We start from the raw sequence: 19576 nt of genomic DNA on the forward strand, positions 1-19576 counted from the left end.
ACACCGTTATTTTTCGTTGAGATACTTACCATTGATTCTCTCAGCCATTACCCTTGCAATTTGGGCAATGCGCGTTAGAGCATGAACAACCCCTGTAGGCTTGATGCCAATGTAACTGTCACTATGCCCATAAAGGCTTTTTTAAAATAAGCCAAAACGCTTTTTCCTTTTTGATTCCGGTTTTTGTTCCAAAATTCTTTTGTTTTGTTCTTGAATTTGCTTGTAGCTTTCAATCAACAACCTGTCGCGTGCCTCGGCTCGTTCATTTTGTTCATCTAATTTCTTTTCTAACTGACTTATATCTGAATTAGGATCACTTAGCAATTCAATTTTTTCTTCCATTATACGATTTCGCTCTTCACTTGCTGCTAACTGTGCTTTTGTCGATTTTAATTCTTTCATAACTTCGTCCAAGGTCCGTGCTAAAACCATATTAAATTGTTCTTGTCTTTCGTTGAAGCTTTCTTGGTTTTCTTCTTTTTCTAACAATCTATCAATTTTCTTTTCTAATCTGCTTTTTTCTTCTATTTTAACAAAGACTTCTTCATCTCCGTTTTTCCACGATAGAACTTGATCCCATGAGAAGTTCTCTTCTCTTACTAGTCTTAATATTTCTCTTAGTTCTTCAATATTTTCCTTTGTGTACTTTCTATAGCCTGTACCATCGTCTTTTGAGCGTTCGGTTTGAATATTAAAATGGTCTGTATATTTTCGAAGAAGATCTGTACTTACATCTAAAATTTTAGCAACTTCGCCGGGTTTGAAATATTTTTTTTCATGTTTTTGTTCCAAGAAAATCTCCTCCTGTTTTTGAAAACGGAAATGCTGCATCCGTTGGTAGAGTAAGAAAAAATGAAACGGAATAGAACTTATTTCGGAAATCATTCCTGTTATTTTCTTCTCATTGTTACCAGAATTGTTTATGTATTAAATTTCTTATTTCGTTCAGTTTGTCTTCTTTAAACGAAATAAGAAAGGAACGTTGTTTTCTTTTTTTTGTAGGGGTAATCTTAATAACTCTTTATTAAATAATAATAAAATGATTATGAAGAAAAGTTCTACTAGCAAAAAAAAGTTTTCCTGCTCTATTCCAAGAAAATCGTTTCCAGTTTTTAAAAACGGAAATGCTGCATCCGTTGGTAGAGTAAGGAAAAATAAAAACGGAATAGAACTTATTTCGGAAATCATTCCTGTTGTTTTCTTCTCATTGTTAATGGAATTGTTCATATAATGTATTCCTTATTTCATATAGTTTATCTTTTTTAAACGGAAAAAGAAAGGAACGTTGTTGTCTTTTTTTGTAGGAGTAATCTTAATAACTCTTTGTTAAATAATAACAAAATGATTATGAAGAAAAGTTCTACTAGCAAGAAAAAGGTTTCCTGCTCTATTCCAAGAAAATCACCTACTGTTTTTAAAAACGGAAATGCTGCATCTGTTGGTAGAGTAAGGAAAAATAAAAACGGAATAGAACTTATTTCGGAAATTATTCCTTTTTTTTCATTTTTTTATTCCGGAAATGTTTACGGAATATATTCTTTATTGCGTTCCGTTTATCCTTTTAAAACGGAAAAAGAAAGGAACGTTATTCCTTTTTTATGTAGAATTATTAATCTAGTTGAACCTATAGTTCAACTTAATCTTTCGGTTTTTTTCTTCAATTAATTAAGTCTATCTTAAGTTTAACTTAATTAATGGAGAAGAGGGTGAATGGCAAAATAAATAGAGAGTTTAGAATAAAAGAGGTGAAAAGCCATTTATCAATTGAAAAGAGAGGGAAGATTATTTGCAACAAAATGATATAGAACTTTAAGTTTTGGCACCAAAACTTAAAGTTGGCCGTAATTAATCTCCTAAAATTGGACATACTGATACTATAAAATGTTAAACATTTTATAGTATCAGTATGTCTATTTCTGAATTTTTTATGTAAAATGATTGAAACCATATCATACCCATAACAAAGACCGCCCATTACTTATCAGTGTATAAGGCGGTCTTAACTGTATTCATGCTATATGATTATGACAAAAATATCGACATTATTCTAAATAACATTCCACTTTGTTTTATTATCTATTGCATAGCCATCATAAGAGTCAGAGATTCCTTGTTAACTAACAGCTTTTATAACATCTTAATATAGTCTATGAATCTTTACCTGTCCAATATGTGTATTTTATTCTTCAAAATGAGTATTTTTCTTCTCATTTTAGGCAAATATACTTTTAGGAGGGTGATTTAAATGTTCGGACTGGGTAAAAAGAGAAGTAAGTTAGGTAAATTTCTTGATAAACATAGTATTACTACTACAGAATTTTCTAAGGCCTGTGGAGTTAGTCGAAAGACAATAGGTATAGTTTGTAATGACAAAAATTATATTCCTCGACAAGATATAATAAAGAAGATCTTAAAAACAGTCCGTAGAATAGATAGTAGTGCTAAAATAAATGATTTTTGGGATGTATAAATAGATAGTGATAATGTTAATTACATATTGGTTATTATTTATCTATTAAATAATTCAAAACCTAACTAATTAAGTTAGGCTTTGAATAGCAGCTTAATTTAAAGACATAGGGTTATGTTAAATTGATTGTTATTCCACTAGAAGAAGTGCTGGATTTTGTTTTTGCATCATGCTGCTTATTGGGACTTTTATATTTCTTCATCAATTCATGAATACTTGCCACTTGAATAATTCGGAAATGATCTGAAGACACTGCATAGCGAATAGGCGTAACCAGGATAACGGAAGGGAATATGGCTGCTCGATTCCCTGGCTGCCAATGCAACGTTTTCCACTCATCTGAAAAGAAATACGCCTCATATAAATTAATCTTCGCTTGCATTTTCTGTTCTGAATACTGATTTCGTTGAATTTCAATCCAAAACGGAGATCCTTTAAAGATACAAAAAAGATCGGGTTCAATGCCTCCTTTTCGTCCTGTGGGCTTATCCTCGACAATCACCTGTTTAGGTGCACTATACGTACACATTTGTTTATAGATATCTAGAATTGAAAGGAAATGTAATATCTTTTGAGAGTTCTTTTTAATCTTCGCATCCACAGGTAAATACACCGTTGGAGAATACTGCTGTGTGCGTTCAATCAGCCCTAACCGATATAAACGTACCATCACACTATTACACGCATTGACAGGCGATTTCTGCTGTTTAAAGAACAGCTCTACTAATGAGTCGCGATCCACAGCTCGAAACTGATTGATAAACCTAATGATGTCTTTATCACGCTGAGATAACCGAAAGCTCATCGCTGTTCCTCCTTTTCTAATAATCCAAAGATAGGCTGTGATACGACCTCCAGTTGAGGTTCAGGATCTTTTACCCGTGTTTTATAAGGAGAAAGCATTTCCTTACAAGCCTCTTCATGTAAGAAATACGCTTGAAACTCTTTTACGTCATCAATTTTAATTTTCATCCGGCCTCTGGCTGCAGCATCGATTTCTTCTGCACCTATCACTCCGGCTACTTTTGCATTGGTTGCATCGGCCTGCCTTCCAGAAATTCGTACCCGTAAGTTGGCTTTTAATGCTGAGTTTAATAAATCCGCATCTGGTCGCTGCATGGCAATAATCGTATGAACGCCTAGTGCACGCCCTTGGCTCGCAAACTGTTGAATCATCTCTACAAGCTCCGTTTCTCTCTTCACTATGGACATTTCATCAATTACCACAACGATACGAGGCAGCTTAAATGGAAGCCTGCTGATGTGAGTCACGCCGTGCTCTAATAGTAAGTCGCCTCGTCGATACATTTCAGCTCGTAATAACGCAAAAGGTTTTCTCATATCTTTCGCTTCAAAACAAAGCGCATCAACGTGATCAATTCCATGAAATAACCCTAAATCAGCTCGTTTAAGGTCCACTAAGACTAAACGTAAGTCTTCAGGAGAGGCATACTTCACCCATGTGGTCAGAATCACGCGCATTAAGCTGCTTTTTCCAGCCCCAATTTCGCCAGAAATTAATAAGGTTTCTAACTCCGCAAAGTCCCATGAGACGGGGTTTCCATAGATATCTTGACCAATGCAGACTGGAAGCTCCATTTTTTTAATATGATGATGGATGGCTCCATAGCTGTATTCAAGCATCTTAGGCAGTTTTTTGTGATGGACCGTGATACTAAAATTCTTCAGACTGCCGGTTATTTCGATATTGCTGCCTAATACTTGCCGTAAGACCCACCTTTTTTTGTTTAAAAGCTCAGGATCAATGCCATTTAGTAAGGAAAAAGTGTACCGAGTGTACGTATGATAGTTATCGATTTGATGAATTTTCGGAAACAGATAGGAAGTACGGTCTCCACGTTTAACCATCCGGTAAATCTCTGCCGTACGAAACGCTTTAATCAATTGGCCACGTAATTTGAGTTTTTCAAACATGAACATTCCTCCTCAAAACATAAAAGTCGCAAAAAAATAAATCAAGGCGCTATAGAAGGTGACAGGAAAGATAAAGCGCATCACCTTTGCGAACTGATCAACAAGATCAATGACACCCCATCGTTCTAATATTCGTTCGATAATGGCCATTCCTAAGACAATGCCTCCTATGGTCAAAATAGTGGGGTCAAGCATGGCTAGTGGACTAAATGGAACAAAGGAATAAGCCTTGAAGGGACGAGGTCTCGCAAGAGATGATTGGAGGGTTAAAGGAAATATCTTTCGAAAAGAAAACCTTTGTGTTTTTCTCATGTTGATACCTTCTTTCATTCATTCAATTTTTGGCCTTTGATTTAGGCATAATTTCAGCTCAATGCATCCGGTCGCCCCCTTCGCCTCTTCGGCTCAGCTCCCTTACAGGTTCCATGAAGGGCGTTACTAGGCGTATACAGCTTGTATTAACGTACTAACGTTACTGAACTAGATACTGATTAGGTAATGAAGTCGTAATTCTTTAGATACTATGTAGCTACTGCAGGAAGCTTGCCTGTCCACTCAAAAAATAAAAAAGAACCCTTACTGCAGTAGGTAAGGGGTAGATGGTTATGTAAGAGGTGCTGGGTTTTTATGTGTTAATGGTTGTCTCAAAGTTCTATTTTTTCATAACATGATGTAGAAAATTATTCATAGAAAAAGGGAGAATGGATTTCCATTCTCCCTTCAGCCATCAATTATAAAGTTGTATTAGAAACGTCCTCCGCCAAGTTGTTGCTCAGCCATTTGTACAAGACGCTTTGTGATTTCGCCACCTACTGATCCGTTTGCACGTGAAGTCGTATCAGCACCAAGGTTTACACCAAATTCGCTAGCGATTTCGTATTTTAATTGGTCGATTGCTTGTTCAGCACCACGTACTAATAATTCGTTGTTGTTGCTGCTTTTGTTGTTTGCCATGTTGTGTCACCTCCTTGTTTCTTTTAAGTTTCCTAATTATAGTAGGGGTGTATACATGGTAAATAGTGGATGGATAGTTCCTCATCTGATTAACATACTAAACCTTAGAAGCAAATTGCACTGTAAAAGTGGAATATCTGTTTCACTTCCTTGTGATAAAGATTAAGCACTTGCCATGTATAAGAAAAAGGATGACAAACAAGAATGTCATCCTTTTTCTTATTTTAAAACCCATTTTAATAAATTATTTTTTTAAAGTACTCATATAAGCTACAAACAAGATGTTTAGTTAAGAAAACAAGGATATCAAATGAGAAGGAGGGATACTGTAGATTACCAGCCCTTTATTTTCAACCGTAGTAAGATGAGAATATAGTAAACAGATAGATAAGTTATGCTATAATAGTGATGGGAATAATACGTGAATCATCTAATGTATTCAACGTAGCAAAAAGCCACTTGTAATATACAAGTGGCTTTTACTTATTGGAAATCTATATACTTTTATTTACATTGATTAATTCAAGATAGAAAAAAATACATATAGACGAGGTGTGAAAAATGATTAATCTATATACGACAACCAGCTGCGTTTCTTGCCGAAAAGCAAAAGCTTGGCTTGAGGAACATCAAATTGATTATATTGAGAGAAATCTATCGTATGAACCTATTACAGAAGATGAAATTAAAAATATTCTTAGTATGACAGAAAAGGGTACAGATGAAATTATTTCTACAAGGTCAAAAATCCCTCAAAAGTTAAATATAGAGATTGATGCACTGTCGTTACAGGGTCTGTATGATTTGATAAAGAGCCATCCTTTTATACTTAAACGCCCTATTATCATACAAGATCGTAAAATACTTCAAATCGGATATAAAGAAGAAGAGATAAGAGCTTTTATTCCTCGGAAACTTCGTACTTTCACGATGACAGAATAGGCAGTAATAGGTGATCATTAGAGGATAATAGAAGAGCAATCAACGGCTGCCTTAACTTCTAAAGTAGATTGTAATAAAAGGCATCGGCAGTGTAGTAAGGTATATATTTCAGATTCTAAAAATGAGTAAACACAACTACATCTACATAAAAAAGAGAAGGGTAAAAGCCCTTCTCCTTTCACTATATATTCATCTATGCTTACATATTCTTTTTCATGCCACTTGGAGAAATGGATAGTTCCAGCTCTTGTTTAACTATATCAATTAATGCTTTCACAACTTGTTTAGTTAACATACCAACTTTACTTTATGAGTTCTTTATTTTTTAACATTTCATTCCATTCCATCGTTTTTCTTCTGCCTCAGGCAAATGTATGTTGAACTGATCTAGTGTTCGAAATACAATATGATTGATTATATCATCTAGGGATTGGGGATGGTTATAAAACGCAGGCATTGGAGGAAGTATAACGGTCCCCATACGGGATAAAGCCAACATATTTTCTAGATGAATATCGTTGAGTGGTGTTTCCCGCGTCACTAATACTAGCTTTTTACGTTCTTTTAAAATTACATCTGCGGCGCGAGTAATTAGATTATCACCAAGACCTATACGAATTGAAGCTAATGTTTTCATTGTACAAGGGACAACAATCATACCATCAACTTGAAAGGAACCACTGGAAATCTTGGCTCCTAAATCTTTATTTGAATACGAGTAATTTGCTAGCTGTGAAACTTCTTTGGCTGTATAAGGTGTTTCCTCTTGAATAGTTGCAGCCGCCCATGAAGATAAAACCAGATGTGTTTCAATATCTGTATCTTTAAGAAGCTGTAAAAGACGAACACCAAACATAGCTCCTGTTGCTCCAGTTATTGCTACAATTAATTTCATCTTATTTATCCTCCTTTTTATTAAAAAATCTTTTTGTGATTCCTATAAAGGTATAGCTATTTTTATGAGAAACAATCAAAATCCGTATTTATCCCAATTCTTAATGATACGATCACGTAACTCTTCAGGATAACTTCTGAATGATGCTTCAATGGGTTGCTCACCTTTAGAGCAATTGTTTAAAGGTAATAAACAATTATAAATGACCTTCGTAGTAAGCCCATCACTCTTTTCTTTTTCATCTAGGTATGCAACAAGAGGTAAGACGTTCTGATCAACCATAGCTTGTCTTTTCTCTGGATGATGACGAGTAGCCATAGCCCACACGACTTGATTAATATCACTTGGATTTATATCATCATCTAGAACAATTATTTTGGGCACGTAAGAACCAGCTCTAGTTGCAAAAACTGTTTTTCCAATTTCATGAGCCAATATTTCATTATCATTCCTTTGTTGACTACGATCTACAGTAACAACAAGCCAATGTACGGCAGACTCTAATGGTATAAAGCATTCCTTAATAGGTAAGCCTTGTTTTCGTAGCGCATTTTGAATGCTTGCAGCAATAGCAATGCCCCAATTGGTGTGATTTTCTTCAGGTGGAATACCGGCTGCGGTTACTGGCATTATTGGATTATGTCGATGTGTCATTGCAGTCACATGAAATCGTGGTACTGGTTTTTCATGACCAACCCATGTATAACCAGCGTATTCACCCATTGGACCTTCTGGAGTCATCTCTTTTAGGGAAGCAGTTCCTTCAATAACAATCTCACTTGAAGCAGGTACTTCTAAATCACTAGTTTCACATTTGACAACATCGATTGGTTTCCCATACCATCCACCAATCATTTCACCTTCGTTAACATTATCAGGAAGAGGATACCCTGCTATCATGGCGATACCAGGATCTACACCTAGACATAAGGCAAACGGCATCTCTTTACCTATCTCTTTCCACTGTTTGTATATCTTTCCGATATGTTGAGATGCTATAACAACGCCAGCCATTGTACGAGGACCCTCAAGCATAACACGTGAAATAGACCAGTTAACCCAAGAGCCATCAGGTGTACGGACGATAAGAATACCGTAAGTATTAATGTAACGACCTCCATCTCCAACATGAATAAATGGTACAGGCAGTTTGGTAAGGTCAATTTCATCATTAAATAATTTATTTTCCTTACACTCACCGTTTGTAACTAAGCGAGGGGGAATAGGATTAACGTCGGGAAGATGAGACCAGGCTTCGACTAGCTCAGGGCCAGGAGTATTTATTGATAACCCAAGAGAGAGAGCTGCTCGTATAAATGGATGTTCCTTATTTGGGCTCATACCTACTGGTGCACCTAATACTTCAAATCCTGGTGTACTGTCTTTAATGTTTTTGAAAAGTGGTGCCGGAGAAGGCAGTTCATAAGCTCGTCGAATTATAGCGCTCATTTCTAAGTTCCAATCTATCTCCTGATTAATAGGAACTATTTCGTTATATTCTTTCAAAACTTCTAGATATTCGCGAAAACTTTTTAATGGTTTCATGCACAGTGTCCTCCTTAAAAAATAACGATTATTTGCTAACCCTTTACCTTACCTATTCATTCTAATCCTGTGTATAAATATATGTAAAATATATATAATGATAGGCGTGCATATAAAAAATATATGGGTAGTAAAGGACGCTGAAAGCATGGATTTAAAGAAACTAATTTATTTTGTAACAATTGTAGATGAAGGACAAATTACGCGCGCAGCTAACCGTTTACACATGGGGCAGCCACCATTAAGCATGCAATTAAAAGGATTAGAAGATGAGTTGGGAGTAATACTCATTAATCGTAATAACAAACAATTTGAATTAACCCCTGCAGGAAAGACATTTTATAAAAGAGCGAAAGAAGTTTTAAATTCAATTGATGGAATGGTTACAGAAGTAAAGGAGCAGCGAGATGGAAAAAGAGGGAAACTTTCTATAGGGACAGTAATGTCATGCGTACCTTACCTTCCGCCGGTTTTAAAGAAATTTAAGGATAAGTATCCTCTTATCTCATTTCAACTTTTGGAGGACGATTCACAGAGAATTGAAGAGCTTCTACAAAACAAAGACATTGAATTAGGCATTGTTCGATTGCCATTACAATCTAAAGAAATGGCTGATATGAGGAACCTTTCAATCCACCATATACAATCAGAACCTCTTGTAGCTCTTCAACCTTCTAGTGGCGCTTTTTTTAAGGGGAAAATGATATCTATAAAAGAATTAGAGAATCAGCCTCTTTTAATCTTACGAGGCCAAGGTGATTACAATGTTTTTCACAGATTTGTTGAGATATGTAACAGCTTTGGATTTAATCCAAAAATTGTTTGTGAAAGCCCTGATGTGACAACCTTGATGACTTTAGCAGATTCAGGATTAGGAATTGCAATTGTTCCTAAAATAGCTCTACAGATAAAAATGTCTGAAAGCTTATCTTCGGCGGAAATAATTCCAAACATAAACTCTGAAACTGCCCTTATATGGATAGAACATCGATATTTATCCAAAGCCGCACAAAATTTTAAAGACATTTTAATCAATCATATAAAATAAAGGGTGTTTCCTAAATAATAACCAATAACTTTAGAATAAAGTTTGTCCAGTTAAGAATTACTGGCTTCACAACCTAATTAGATAAATAATCATATTAAGAAGAGAATGGTTTAAAAATAATTTATTAAACCATTCTGTTAACACATGTTAGTACATGAAGGCTATATAAAGCGAACATCAATTAGCTCACTTAACCTCATTTTATTTTTTAAATCAAATAATTCATCTATAAAAATAAAGAGGTACCCCAGAAACGCTTCATCGGATGCATGTACCATATCTTAAAGTGAGTATCAATGTGTTGAATAGTAGTTAGGTTTTCTGTGCTCAATAAACGGGAAAGATAAAGTTATCTATCACCAAAGGGGAAAACACTATGGATAAAATGACTCAAGAATTACATGATTTTTTATTACAACATGTGAATGAAATGGCTCAAGAGTGGTTAGATTCTCGAGAGATAGAAGAGAATTCTGTTTATACAGCTGATGCTTCTTCAGAGGTAACTGAATACCTTCGAGAACAAAATCACTATTTTACCCGTACGATAGTGAAGGTTCTAAAGGATGGATCTTTTAAAAATCTTAGTGGTTGGGCCCAAGAGATTGCAACCAAACGAGCTCGCTTAGGGAATCCTCTTTACCAGAGTATCCGTCATTTTAAAACGTTTCGTTCTATTTTTCTTAACAAGGTTGAAGCATTTGTCAGCCTCCATCAGTCTAGTATTACACAACAAGATATTATTTTATGGAACAGAACTTTAAACGAAGCCTTTGATCGGATGATTGAACTCTTTACCATGTATTATGGGCAAGTAGCAGAGGCGCAAGTACATGCTCAAAAAATGCTAATTTCAGAACTTAGTACACCAGTTATCAGTATTTCAGATACAGTTGGTGTCCTTCCCATAATTGGTCAGATTGATGACTATAAGAGCAATGACTTTGTAGAAAGAATTATGGTGCAGGCTAAAGATCTTGAATTGTCTTGCCTAATCATTGATTTATCAGGCGTACCTTCCATTGATACAATGATGACCAATGAATTGTTTCAAGTGGTAAACATGTTAGAATTGCTAGGAATCGATACAACGATCACAGGTATCCGTCCAGAGATCGCTTTAACAGCTGTTCAATTGGGTATAGACTTCAGTAAAATAAGAACCTATGGAAAACTAAAGGACGCAGTAAGTAACCTTTTGGATGTAAGTTAAAAGAATTATAGTAGCAGGAAGACTACCAATGGAAGGTAGTCTTCTTGTTGTTGGATAGAAAGCAGAATGTTTAACATATCACAGCACCACTAACTTTTGAAAGACCTTCGTGTAAGGAATTGATTATAGATGGCTATTCTGTACGAACATAAATGAAATTTGATTCATAAAGACTTAGCCTTGCCGTGGATAGGCTTGCGATTGAATACGATGGAAAATAGTATCACTCTTTAATAGCGAAAAAAGCACATGATTGAAAGAAAGATGCTTTTTTGAGGAAACAATAATATAAATTAATGCGAATCAGTGGCAGCAATAGTGCAAATTGTATACCTCAGGTTTTAAAAATACACCTTTGTAATAACCATAATCTCTCAGCCTGTGCTAGTCGCAAACCTAGTGCTAATTCATTTGTACCATTCATTAATATAAAACTTAAATTTTTAAGGAGAGAGAAGATGGGAACATTATTTAATCCAACACCACGAAAAGATTATTTTGATAATGATGCTGTTAAATTTCTTGATCCAGTAAAAACTCTTGCAAGGATCATGGCCTGACAGTTGAAGAGACCTGCCGTATTTTAGAACTATCTATGAAAATTGATGATTATGATCGCAAAGGTGAGCAATTAGCAGGATTGGGACCATTAATAAAAGATTTAATTGATGAAATTTCTATGCTAAGAGAAAAGTTATAATATGATAAATTAGAAAAAAGGTTAAAGCACAGTTAAACTAAAAAAGAGAAGGTTTTTAACCTTCTCTTTTCCTACAACATCAATGATTAAGCTTTTCTAGTGTCATTAATAATAGTTATTAATGACAATTTATATATAATTATCGATTCTTAAGCATCTTATCGTTATAACCAAACAGCCATGTCAGAATAAATGATACAGCAAAGGCAATCAAATTAACGAAAATATAGATAAAAATCTGATTATTCAAGTACAATAATAATCCTGGAATAGCTGTAACAGACATTCCTGTTGCTTTTAGATGAAAAATTGAGGCTAAGAATCCCCCTACTGCTCCTCCTATAAGGCCCATTATAAAGGGTTTAAAGAACCTTAGGTTTACTCCAAATATAGCCGGTTCTGTAATTCCTAAAAAGGCTGAAAATGCTGATGGGAATGCTAATGCTTTCACTTTTTTATTTTTAGATTTCAATCCAACTGCTAGCGTTGCAGCCCCCTGAGCTACGATTGCGCTAGTAATTAATGGATTGAATGGATTAAATTTTGTATCAGCTAATAATTGAATTTCAAGTAAATTAAATATATGATGAACGCCAGTAATTACAACAACTTGTTGTAGGCCACCAATAATAATACCAGCTAAACCAAACGGTAAGTCTAAAATTGCTTTTGTGCCTGTTAGAATTATGTTTTCTAATGAATGAAAGACTGGTCCGATAGCGAAGAGACCTAATGTAATCATGATCAATAATGTTAGAAATGGCGTGAGTATTAAATCAATTGAATCGGGCACTTTTTTACGAATCCAACGCTCTAATTTTGCCCCTATAAGACCTACAAAGAAAGCTGGTAAAACAGAACCCTGATACCCTACAACTGGAATAAATCCAAAGAAGTGAATAGGATGTGCGGCTCCTGAACCTACTGCATATGCGTTTGGAAGTGCTGGATTTACTAACATTAATCCCAAGACAATTCCTAGAACAGGACTTCCACCAAATACTTTAAAGGCTGACCATGCAATTAATGCTGGTAAGAATGCAAAAGCTGTATCTGTGACAACTTGTGTAAACATTATAAAGTTTTCAGGGATATCATTGGGTGTATAACCCAACCAATTTAACACTGCTTCTTGCGTTAGTACCCCACGTAAACCCATAAATAATCCGGTTGCAACAAGAACTGGAATAATCGGAACGAAAACGTCACCAAAGGTTCGGATAGCTCGTTGAAAAGCGTTGCCTTGTTTCTTAGCTTCTGCTTTTACTTCGGATGTAGACGTGCCTTTAATACCCAACTCATTCACTGCTTCATATACTTTATTAACAGTTCCTGTACCAAAGATAATTTGGTATTGTCCTGAATTATAAAATGCACCTTTTACTTTCTCTATATTTTCGACTGTTTCTTGATTTACTTTTGTTTGATCATGTACCATAATACGCAATCTTGTTGCACAGTGAGCAAATGATGAAATATTTTCTCTTCCACCTATTGCCTCAACTACTTTGCTAGCTATGTCTTTGTAACCCTTTTCCACTTGATGATAACACCCCTTTGGTGATGATAATATAATGAAATTGTAATAAGAAAAAAACTAATATTCCTGATTCGATCGTGACTATATTTCTTGCTATCTATAAAAGATATAGCCTGAACAAATAGGAACCGGTTCCAAAAAATTTAAAAACAACATATACATAATTAAATGTTTCCTTTCATAGGAGCCCATTTCGTTAAATAAGAAGTCAACTTGGAACCGGTTTCTTTCGCTTATTATAGTTTATGAAATAAGAAAATGTCAACGCTTTCTTTTGTTAGTCAGGGATTCTAAATTCCAGATTTTCAAAAACAAACATAGCTATATAAAAAAGAAGGTACTTGAAGGGCGTCATAACGCATGTAGAGCTTGTATTAACGCGGTAGCGATACTGAACTAGATACTAATTAGGGAATGGAGTTACAATTCTTTAGATACTATGTAGCTACTTCAGTAAGCTTGCCTGTCCAATCAAAAAATAACAAAGAACCCTTACCGCAGTAGGTAAGTGGTAGCTGATTATGTAAGAAGTAATGGATTTTTATATGCTGTGGATTGTCCTAGTTGCTTTCCTTCTTAAAAGATATCGAGCGACATTTAAACATCGTCGTTAGCAAAAAGAGTAAGAGCTGTTTGGATAAAAGCATCTGTCGCTTTGGATATATCTTTCATATCTAGCACTGCTATATTGATATCTCTAAACGTATCTGGTTTTAATTCACGAAAAACAACTTGGTCTGGCAACCACCAAATATTTTGTTTCGTTGTAATGGTAATTCCTAACCCTTCTTGTATCATACTTAATCTTGTCTCTATATAATCCATTTCAAACCGTACTTTAGGAGTCAAGTTATACTCTTTGAATAAGGCATGAATCTGTACTTCATAACCGCATTTTCCAATCAGTAGATCTTCACCTTGTAAGTCAGGAATACCTATTGTTTCTTTCTGAGATAAAGGATGGCTTGAGTGCATAAGTATAATCAGTTGATCTTTCATTAAAGGTACGGTATCAAAATCTTCATCAGGAGGAATAATAATTCCTACATCAATGCATTATGCTTGAATTAAACCATATGAATGAAATGATAAATACGCGTAATACTATGCGTGAAAATATGATGAATATGACACGATATAGATAAATAAAAGGAGAGCAACCAAATGGCTGCTCCCTCTTAGCAAAACAAACACGTAATGTCTGTATGTGTGAACTCATTATAGATAACGCGGCGATTAATGTTAATCTTGATGAATAATTGACATCGAAAAACCTTCTACTCCTGTCAGGTGGAAGGTCATTCGTGTGATTGAAATGTCATTGTAGACCCTGCGAGAAAGGTAACACATTTATTCATTGCCAATAAGCCCATAATTTTAACAGGTTACATAGGAAAACCCTCTATCTTATAGATAGAAGGCAAGATAGAAACATACTATAAACAAAGGTAGATGACTTAGATAACTTTACATTTATTTTTATACCCAAAAGGAAAGAACTTAAACAAAAAAACCCTTCTACTCATAGAAAGTAGAAGGTCACATGGATCACATACTGCTAAAAAAAGTTAGTCGATTATAGATTTTAACCAAAAAAATGAAATTCAAACACCTTACATAAAAAAACAAATATCAGTATGTAAAATACATTGTATTTTCGTTAAATTTATAGTTCTATCATTTACCTATAACGTAGGCAAACGGGGTCTTTAACTACATAAAAATTATTGTGATGCAAAGAATTCTGCAATCTATTTTAATGTGTTATCTTGGAGATTTGGAATAAGCTATATCGTATTAGCTTTAAATTTCTAATCGTTTTTTAAGAACCTTCTAAAAAGATGTTAATTTTCGACTGATATATTACAACAATAATAGATGATGTCTCAAACAAATGTTTAATGAAAAGCGTAATTACACTGTCTGTATTTAAAGAATACATAGATATTGAAGAGTAGGCTAAAAAGAGAAAAACTTATATCATTTTTGTCTATTTTGTAGCATTAAAGTTTAGAGGATTTATGATAAAGATATGGTGTTGCTCAGAATTGATATGGCACAATTAACGTTTATTTTACGGGACTTACCTTATTAGTTGTAAATTTCAGCATTTTTCATAATAAGTAATAGGAAGGAAAATGAAGAATGAAATCAAAAGGTATTGTACGAAGAGTAGATGAGTTAGGGCGTGTAGTTATTCCAATTGAGATACGACGTATTTATGATATTAAAGAGAAAGCTCCTGTGAAAATTCACATAAATGAAAATGCCGACAAAATTATTTTAAAGAAAAATAGGCATTTACTAGAATATATGGTAACTGGTAAAATATCTCTGCAAAACAGATTGTATTCAGGTGGAATAGTGTTAAGTACAAGAGGAGCAGAAATTTTATTTGCTGTATTAAAGAAGAAATATCGAAATACTTTTCAACGAACATAAAAATTAGCTAACTAAATTAGAAAAGGCAAATAAATGATTATCTATTAGAGCTTTAATTTTCATAAAAATATACGAGTGAAAATATATTCACTCGTATTTCTTTAAAACAATAGCTGCATTATGACCTCCAAATCCAAATGAATTAGATAAACCAGTATTTATTTTCACCTGGCGAGTAATAGCTGGTACATAATCTAAATCACATAATGGATCGGGATTTTCTAAGTTAATTGTTGGAGGAACTATACCCTCCTTAAGACTCATTGCCAAAGCAATTGCTTCAACTCCACCAGCTGCTCCTAACATGTGACCAATCATAGATTTATTAGCTGTTATTGGAATCCGATAAGCTTGTTTCCCAAACAGTTCCTTAATAGCCTTTGTTTCAGAGATGTCACCCACCTTTGTACTTGTTGCATGGGCACTAATAACATCAATCTCTTCAAGGGATATGTTTGCATTTCTTAAAGCTGCCCTCATCGCAAGATAAGCACCCTTACCCTCTGGATGTGTAGCAACCATATGGTATGCATCTGAACTTGCACCATATCCAATGACTTCTGCATGAATTTTTGCTCCTCTACGCAAAGCGTGAGATAAAGATTCTAAGATTAGAATTCCAGCTCCTTCTGACATGACAAACCCATCGCGGCCTTCATCAAATGGGCGACTAGCTTGAGTAGGATTGTCATTTCTTGTTGATAATGCTGTTGCATTGCCAAAACTGGCTACTGATAAGTCTGTTATAGCTGCCTCTGTTCCACCCGCAAACACAGCGTCAACTTCCCCAGAACGAATGAGTCTAAAGGCTTCCCCAATAGCTGTATTCCCAATGGCACAGGCAGAAACAGGCGACATAGAAGGGCCCATTGCATTCCACTTGATGCTAATTTGTGCTGCAGCAGCATTAGAAATCATACCTGGTACGAGAGTTGGGCTGACTCTCTTTGGCCCCTTCTGTCTAAGTGCATCAATATTTTCAATTAAGGTTTCAATGCCGCCTATACCTGAACCTACGTATACGCCTAACCTTTCTGGATCTATATGATTGAGATCTAACTTAGAATCTATCCAGGCTTGTTCAGCTGCAGCTAAAGCAAATTGGGAAAAGCGATCTAAACGCCTTGCTTCTTTCTTTCCTAAAACTTTATCCGCATCAAAATCCCGAACGATTCCTGCAATTTTTGCCTTATGGTCAGTAATGTCAAATGTATCTATAGAGGAGATACCGGACTCTCCTTTAATTAGGTTGCTCCAAAATGTTCCGATGTTATTTCCTATAGGCGAGACTACTCCCATACCCGTAATCACAACTCTTTCCACTTTTCATCACTCCAAATCAATAATATACTTGTATTTTACAGTCCTTTTATCCTATTACAAGGGATTGTTTATCCTGGTATAACTACTACTAGGGTAAATTGGTATGATGAGGAGTTTTAGAAATGAATGATAAAACTAGGCTTGAAGCTTTGTCTACATTCTTAAAAGCTAAGCGAGCTCAAATTAAGCCAGAGTCTATTGGGTTACCAGCTGGAACCCGAAGAAGGACACCCGGATTACGACGAGAGGAGGTTGCACAATTAGCAGGGGTAAGTACCACTTGGTACACATGGTTAGAGCAAGGAAGGGATATAAAAGTTTCTTCTATTGTGCTCGACTGTATTTCTACAGCTCTACAACTAAATAGCGATGAAAGAGATTATTTATATGATCTGGCATTAGAAACAAAGTCAGAAATTATTCATCCCAAAAATGATCAATCAGAGCTTAGCCCTTCTTTAAAGCGAATACTAGCTGAATTAACCTATTGTCCGACTATCGTTACAGATCGACATTGCCATATTGTGGGCTGGAACTCCGCAGCAGCTCATGTTTTTCTAGATTTTGAACAAATCCCCAATGATCAAAGAAATCTAATTCAATTAGTGTTCACCCGAAAAGAATTAAAAGCATTAGCTGTCAATTGGGAGCATTTTGCGAAAGGTTTTCTTGCTATTTTTCGTACCTATTATGGACACTATTTAGGTGATGAATGGTACAACCAGTTTATTAAAGAGATGAGTCATTTACACCCGGAATTCCAGGACTTATGGAAAGCAAGCCAAGTGAGTAAAGCTCCCGAAATGGTTATTGAATTCAGACATGCGAAAGCAGGAAAAATGTTATTTAATTTGACTTCCCTCCAAGTTCAAGGGGATATGGATTTACGATGTAGCATCTATACACCAGTAGAGGAAACGGATACAGAAAATAAATTAAAGCGATTAATGAAAAGAATTTCTATAGAAAAATTATAAAAAGAGGCAGTTAATATGTTCTCCCTTGATTTATATGCAATTTATATATTAGTTCTATGCGGCTTTAAATATACCAACAGCTATTACTTTAAGGGAGATAGTATAAAAAAAGGATAGCTAAAAGCTATCCCTTTTTTTATGTTTTCTTTTTTATTATGAAGCCAGTCTTTTGCATTCTTCTGCACACTTTAAGCAAGCTTCTGCACACTTTTGACAATGATCATGATTATGTTTTTTACACTCATTTCCACAAGCTTCACAAATCGTTGCACATACTTGAGCTAATTCAGACACAAATGGTGTATTTCTCCCTAGGGCTTGTTCTAAATAAGCACAAATATCAGCGCACTCTCGGTCTAAGCGAATACATTCGGCCATCATTTTAACATCATCTTCTTTTAGGCATGCGTCATAACAGTGATTACATGCCGTCATGCATTCATGTAACGTTTTAATAACAGACTGATAATCTTCATGTGACATATTAAATCTCCTCCTTCAATTTTATCTCTCTTTATTACAATAGACTTCCTGTTCTTTTGTTAAACTTACAAATTCATAGATGGAAATTTTTTATTATTTAATTTTAAATTCTAAAGAGGAAACAAACTGCAAGGTAGCAACAGATTTTTTGATTATTAGAATGTCTTTATTGGCACGTTATGAGAAAGATAATATAGGTTGCCAGAAGAGAAGAATTTATTTCTATTTCAAAAGAAGTTTATCCCCTGCTGAATACCCAAAAGGTTATAAGCTTATAAAAGTTCTCTTACCACCGAATAGCTATTATAAAGGACGTTTTTTTATCCCTTGTTAAGGGAATTAAAGAAGAAGTTTAAAGAATAGAAGGTGTTAAGATGTCACAAATGAGCAGAAAAGAAAACTATGGAGAGATTGAAATAGGTAAATACGAGTTGTTCTTTAAAAAGAGTTATAAAGTTATAAATACGATTAATGACTTCTTGATAGGTATCTGGTTCCTAATTGGCAGTATTTTATTCTTTTATGAGTCATTAAAAAACATAGGGGTTTGGTTATTTGTACTTGGAAGTGTACAATTACTCATTCGTCCGACGATTAAACTAGTACATGATTTTCATTTACGAAGATATTTAAAAGAAGGTTATCGTAATAAGTAATCTGCCTTATAGAGAACTATATTTTGAACTCTACATATATTCATATTCACATTTTTAGAAGTAGGGGGATATAACTAAAAATTATATGCTAACTACTGAATCATCTCCAAAACTGTCCTTCAAAAGGACTACATGCAATAAATTGTAAATATAAGTGTCTCTTACAAAAAAGGTTAATCAATTATATTACCCTAAATTAGGGCAGGTGCGGCATAAGCAAAGGTATTTAAATCACTATAATCAAAAAAATAAACGAATGCTAGTGCAAATAACACAGTACGATGAACCTTTGAAATAGGCAAGCGATCTAGACGATCCGAATAATTGATAACGCTTACATTATTAGTAATCATCTTGTTCCTCCTAATTCTGGTAGAATGAAATTATTAACAAAATGCTAGTAATAAAGTTGCTTTGAAGTAAATTTACTATTATTTTATTTAATGTATAAAG

General features: G+C 34.7%; 19 protein-coding genes and 1 pseudogene. 7 read left to right on the forward strand and 13 right to left on the reverse strand.

Annotated elements, in window-relative coordinates; translation table 11 throughout:
- Window positions 1-141: 141 nt before the first annotated feature.
- A complete protein-coding gene (locus ACLHDF_RS30155) occupies window positions 142-792 on the reverse strand; it encodes a MerR family transcriptional regulator (protein ID WP_413922065.1) in 651 nt (216 codons plus the stop codon).
- Between the two features lie 153 nt (window positions 793-945).
- Window positions 946-1227, reverse strand: coding sequence for a hypothetical protein (locus ACLHDF_RS30160; RefSeq protein WP_413922066.1), 282 nt, complete (start codon window positions 1225-1227; stop codon window positions 946-948).
- A 1018-nt stretch (window positions 1228-2245) separates the two neighbouring features.
- Here ACLHDF_RS30160 and ACLHDF_RS30165 point away from each other — a divergent pair.
- Complete coding sequence (locus tag ACLHDF_RS30165) at window positions 2246-2470, forward strand: helix-turn-helix domain-containing protein (RefSeq protein WP_413922067.1); 225 nt, start codon at window positions 2246-2248, stop codon at window positions 2468-2470.
- Window positions 2471-2582: 112 nt separating this feature from the next.
- On the opposite strand, the gene ACLHDF_RS30170 is transcribed toward ACLHDF_RS30165, so the two are convergent.
- The 4 genes from ACLHDF_RS30170 to ACLHDF_RS30185 form a co-directional block, all read right to left on the reverse strand.
- Window positions 2583-3275, reverse strand: a complete 693-nt coding sequence (locus ACLHDF_RS30170) for a hypothetical protein (RefSeq protein WP_413922068.1) — start codon at window positions 3273-3275, stop codon at window positions 2583-2585.
- Window positions 3272-4405 carry an FtsK/SpoIIIE domain-containing protein gene (locus ACLHDF_RS30175; protein WP_413922069.1) on the reverse strand — a complete coding sequence of 378 codons (1134 nt, stop codon included), beginning with the start codon at window positions 4403-4405 and terminating at the stop codon, window positions 3272-3274. Before ACLHDF_RS30175 ends, ACLHDF_RS30170 begins: the two co-directional genes overlap by 4 nt.
- 12 nt (window positions 4406-4417) lie before the next feature.
- Window positions 4418-4717: a hypothetical protein gene (locus tag ACLHDF_RS30180; protein WP_413922070.1), complete on the reverse strand. Its 300-nt coding sequence runs from the start codon at window positions 4715-4717 to the stop codon at window positions 4418-4420.
- A 432-nt stretch (window positions 4718-5149) separates the two neighbouring features.
- Entirely contained in the window at window positions 5150-5359 is a 210-nt protein-coding gene (locus ACLHDF_RS30185) for an alpha/beta-type small acid-soluble spore protein (RefSeq protein ID WP_061860438.1), read from the reverse strand.
- Window positions 5360-5920: 561 nt separating this feature from the next.
- Between ACLHDF_RS30185 and spxA the strand changes: the two genes are divergently transcribed.
- The gene (spxA, locus tag ACLHDF_RS30190) at window positions 5921-6301 is read left to right on the forward strand and encodes a transcriptional regulator SpxA (RefSeq protein ID WP_413922071.1); all 381 of its coding nucleotides are present in this window, start codon (window positions 5921-5923) and stop codon (window positions 6299-6301) included.
- 325 nt (window positions 6302-6626) lie between these two features.
- On the opposite strand, the gene ACLHDF_RS30195 is transcribed toward spxA, so the two are convergent.
- Together ACLHDF_RS30195 and ACLHDF_RS30200 are read right to left on the reverse strand one after the other, a co-directional pair.
- Window positions 6627-7196 (reverse strand): non-oxidative hydroxyarylic acid decarboxylases subunit B, encoded by a 570-nt coding sequence (locus ACLHDF_RS30195; protein WP_413922072.1) that lies wholly within the window; start codon window positions 7194-7196, stop codon window positions 6627-6629.
- 75 nt (window positions 7197-7271) lie between these two features.
- Window positions 7272-8741, reverse strand: a complete 1470-nt coding sequence (locus tag ACLHDF_RS30200; RefSeq protein WP_413922073.1) for a UbiD family decarboxylase — start codon at window positions 8739-8741, stop codon at window positions 7272-7274.
- Between the two features lie 148 nt (window positions 8742-8889).
- Between ACLHDF_RS30200 and ACLHDF_RS30205 the strand changes: the two genes are divergently transcribed.
- Window positions 8890-9789, forward strand: a complete 900-nt coding sequence (locus ACLHDF_RS30205) for a LysR family transcriptional regulator (RefSeq protein ID WP_413922074.1) — start codon at window positions 8890-8892, stop codon at window positions 9787-9789.
- Between the two features lie 376 nt (window positions 9790-10165).
- Window positions 10166-11002, forward strand: a complete 837-nt coding sequence (locus ACLHDF_RS30210) for an STAS domain-containing protein (protein ID WP_413922075.1) — start codon at window positions 10166-10168, stop codon at window positions 11000-11002.
- Window positions 11003-11841: 839 nt separating this feature from the next.
- On the opposite strand, the gene ACLHDF_RS30215 is transcribed toward ACLHDF_RS30210, so the two are convergent.
- On the reverse strand, window positions 11842-13242 hold the full coding sequence (locus ACLHDF_RS30215) for a sucrose-specific PTS transporter subunit IIBC (RefSeq protein WP_413922076.1): 1401 nt from the start codon (window positions 13240-13242) through the stop codon (window positions 11842-11844).
- 597 nt (window positions 13243-13839) lie between these two features.
- Window positions 13840-14295 carry a LysR family transcriptional regulator substrate-binding protein gene (locus tag ACLHDF_RS30220; protein WP_413922119.1) on the reverse strand — a complete coding sequence of 152 codons (456 nt, stop codon included), beginning with the start codon at window positions 14293-14295 and terminating at the stop codon, window positions 13840-13842.
- A gap of 1092 nt (window positions 14296-15387) precedes the next feature.
- Between ACLHDF_RS30220 and ACLHDF_RS30225 the strand changes: the two genes are divergently transcribed.
- The gene (locus ACLHDF_RS30225) at window positions 15388-15684 is read left to right on the forward strand and encodes an AbrB/MazE/SpoVT family DNA-binding domain-containing protein (RefSeq protein WP_413922077.1); all 297 of its coding nucleotides are present in this window, start codon (window positions 15388-15390) and stop codon (window positions 15682-15684) included.
- Between the two features lie 87 nt (window positions 15685-15771).
- On the opposite strand, the gene fabF is transcribed toward ACLHDF_RS30225, so the two are convergent.
- Window positions 15772-17007, reverse strand: a complete 1236-nt coding sequence (fabF, locus tag ACLHDF_RS30230; RefSeq protein ID WP_413922078.1) for a beta-ketoacyl-ACP synthase II — start codon at window positions 17005-17007, stop codon at window positions 15772-15774.
- Between the two features lie 122 nt (window positions 17008-17129).
- Between fabF and ACLHDF_RS30235 the strand changes: the two genes are divergently transcribed.
- Entirely contained in the window at window positions 17130-17984 is an 855-nt protein-coding gene (locus ACLHDF_RS30235) for a helix-turn-helix transcriptional regulator (protein ID WP_413922079.1), read from the forward strand.
- Between the two features lie 153 nt (window positions 17985-18137).
- Here ACLHDF_RS30235 and ACLHDF_RS30240 read toward each other — a convergent pair whose 3' ends face one another.
- On the reverse strand, window positions 18138-18467 hold the full coding sequence (locus tag ACLHDF_RS30240; protein WP_413922080.1) for a four-helix bundle copper-binding protein: 330 nt from the start codon (window positions 18465-18467) through the stop codon (window positions 18138-18140).
- Window positions 18468-18841: 374 nt separating this feature from the next.
- Between ACLHDF_RS30240 and ACLHDF_RS30245 the strand changes: the two genes are divergently transcribed.
- Window positions 18842-19123, forward strand: coding sequence for a YrhK family protein (locus ACLHDF_RS30245; protein WP_413922081.1), 282 nt, complete (start codon window positions 18842-18844; stop codon window positions 19121-19123).
- Between the two features lie 194 nt (window positions 19124-19317).
- Here the strand turns inward: ACLHDF_RS30245 and ACLHDF_RS30250 are convergent.
- Window positions 19318-19476, reverse strand: a pseudogene (locus tag ACLHDF_RS30250) (MFS transporter); the annotation flags it as partial.
- Window positions 19477-19576 lie beyond the last annotated feature (100 nt).

Origin of the sequence: Priestia megaterium (assembly GCF_046599315.1) — a bacterium.
GTDB lineage: Bacteria > Bacillota > Bacilli > Bacillales > Bacillaceae_H > Priestia > Priestia megaterium_F.

Excerpts from the sequence above, each read along its gene's own strand:
- ACLHDF_RS30180 (WP_413922070.1), bottom strand. The coding sequence starts at position 4,717 with ATGAGAAAAACACAAAGGTTTTCTTTTCGAAAGATATTTCCTTTAACC.
- ACLHDF_RS30170 (WP_413922068.1), bottom strand. The coding sequence starts at position 3,275 with ATGAGCTTTCGGTTATCTCAGCGTGATAAAGACATCATTAGGTTTATC.
- ACLHDF_RS30195 (WP_413922072.1), bottom strand. The coding sequence starts at position 7,196 with ATGAAATTAATTGTAGCAATAACTGGAGCAACAGGAGCTATGTTTGGT.
- ACLHDF_RS30235 (WP_413922079.1), top strand. The coding sequence starts at position 17,130 with ATGAATGATAAAACTAGGCTTGAAGCTTTGTCTACATTCTTAAAAGCT.
- ACLHDF_RS30245 (WP_413922081.1), top strand. The coding sequence starts at position 18,842 with ATGTCACAAATGAGCAGAAAAGAAAACTATGGAGAGATTGAAATAGGT.
- ACLHDF_RS30200 (WP_413922073.1), bottom strand. The coding sequence starts at position 8,741 with ATGAAACCATTAAAAAGTTTTCGCGAATATCTAGAAGTTTTGAAAGAA.
- spxA (WP_413922071.1), top strand. The coding sequence starts at position 5,921 with ATGATTAATCTATATACGACAACCAGCTGCGTTTCTTGCCGAAAAGCA.
- ACLHDF_RS30185 (WP_061860438.1), bottom strand. The coding sequence starts at position 5,359 with ATGGCAAACAACAAAAGCAGCAACAACAACGAATTATTAGTACGTGGT.
- ACLHDF_RS30160 (WP_413922066.1), bottom strand. The coding sequence starts at position 1,227 with ATGAACAATTCCATTAACAATGAGAAGAAAACAACAGGAATGATTTCC.
- ACLHDF_RS30210 (WP_413922075.1), top strand. The coding sequence starts at position 10,166 with ATGGATAAAATGACTCAAGAATTACATGATTTTTTATTACAACATGTG.
- ACLHDF_RS30225 (WP_413922077.1), top strand. The coding sequence starts at position 15,388 with ATGAAATCAAAAGGTATTGTACGAAGAGTAGATGAGTTAGGGCGTGTA.
- ACLHDF_RS30165 (WP_413922067.1), top strand. The coding sequence starts at position 2,246 with ATGTTCGGACTGGGTAAAAAGAGAAGTAAGTTAGGTAAATTTCTTGAT.
- ACLHDF_RS30175 (WP_413922069.1), bottom strand. The coding sequence starts at position 4,405 with ATGTTTGAAAAACTCAAATTACGTGGCCAATTGATTAAAGCGTTTCGT.
- ACLHDF_RS30240 (WP_413922080.1), bottom strand. The coding sequence starts at position 18,467 with ATGTCACATGAAGATTATCAGTCTGTTATTAAAACGTTACATGAATGC.
- ACLHDF_RS30205 (WP_413922074.1), top strand. The coding sequence starts at position 8,890 with ATGGATTTAAAGAAACTAATTTATTTTGTAACAATTGTAGATGAAGGA.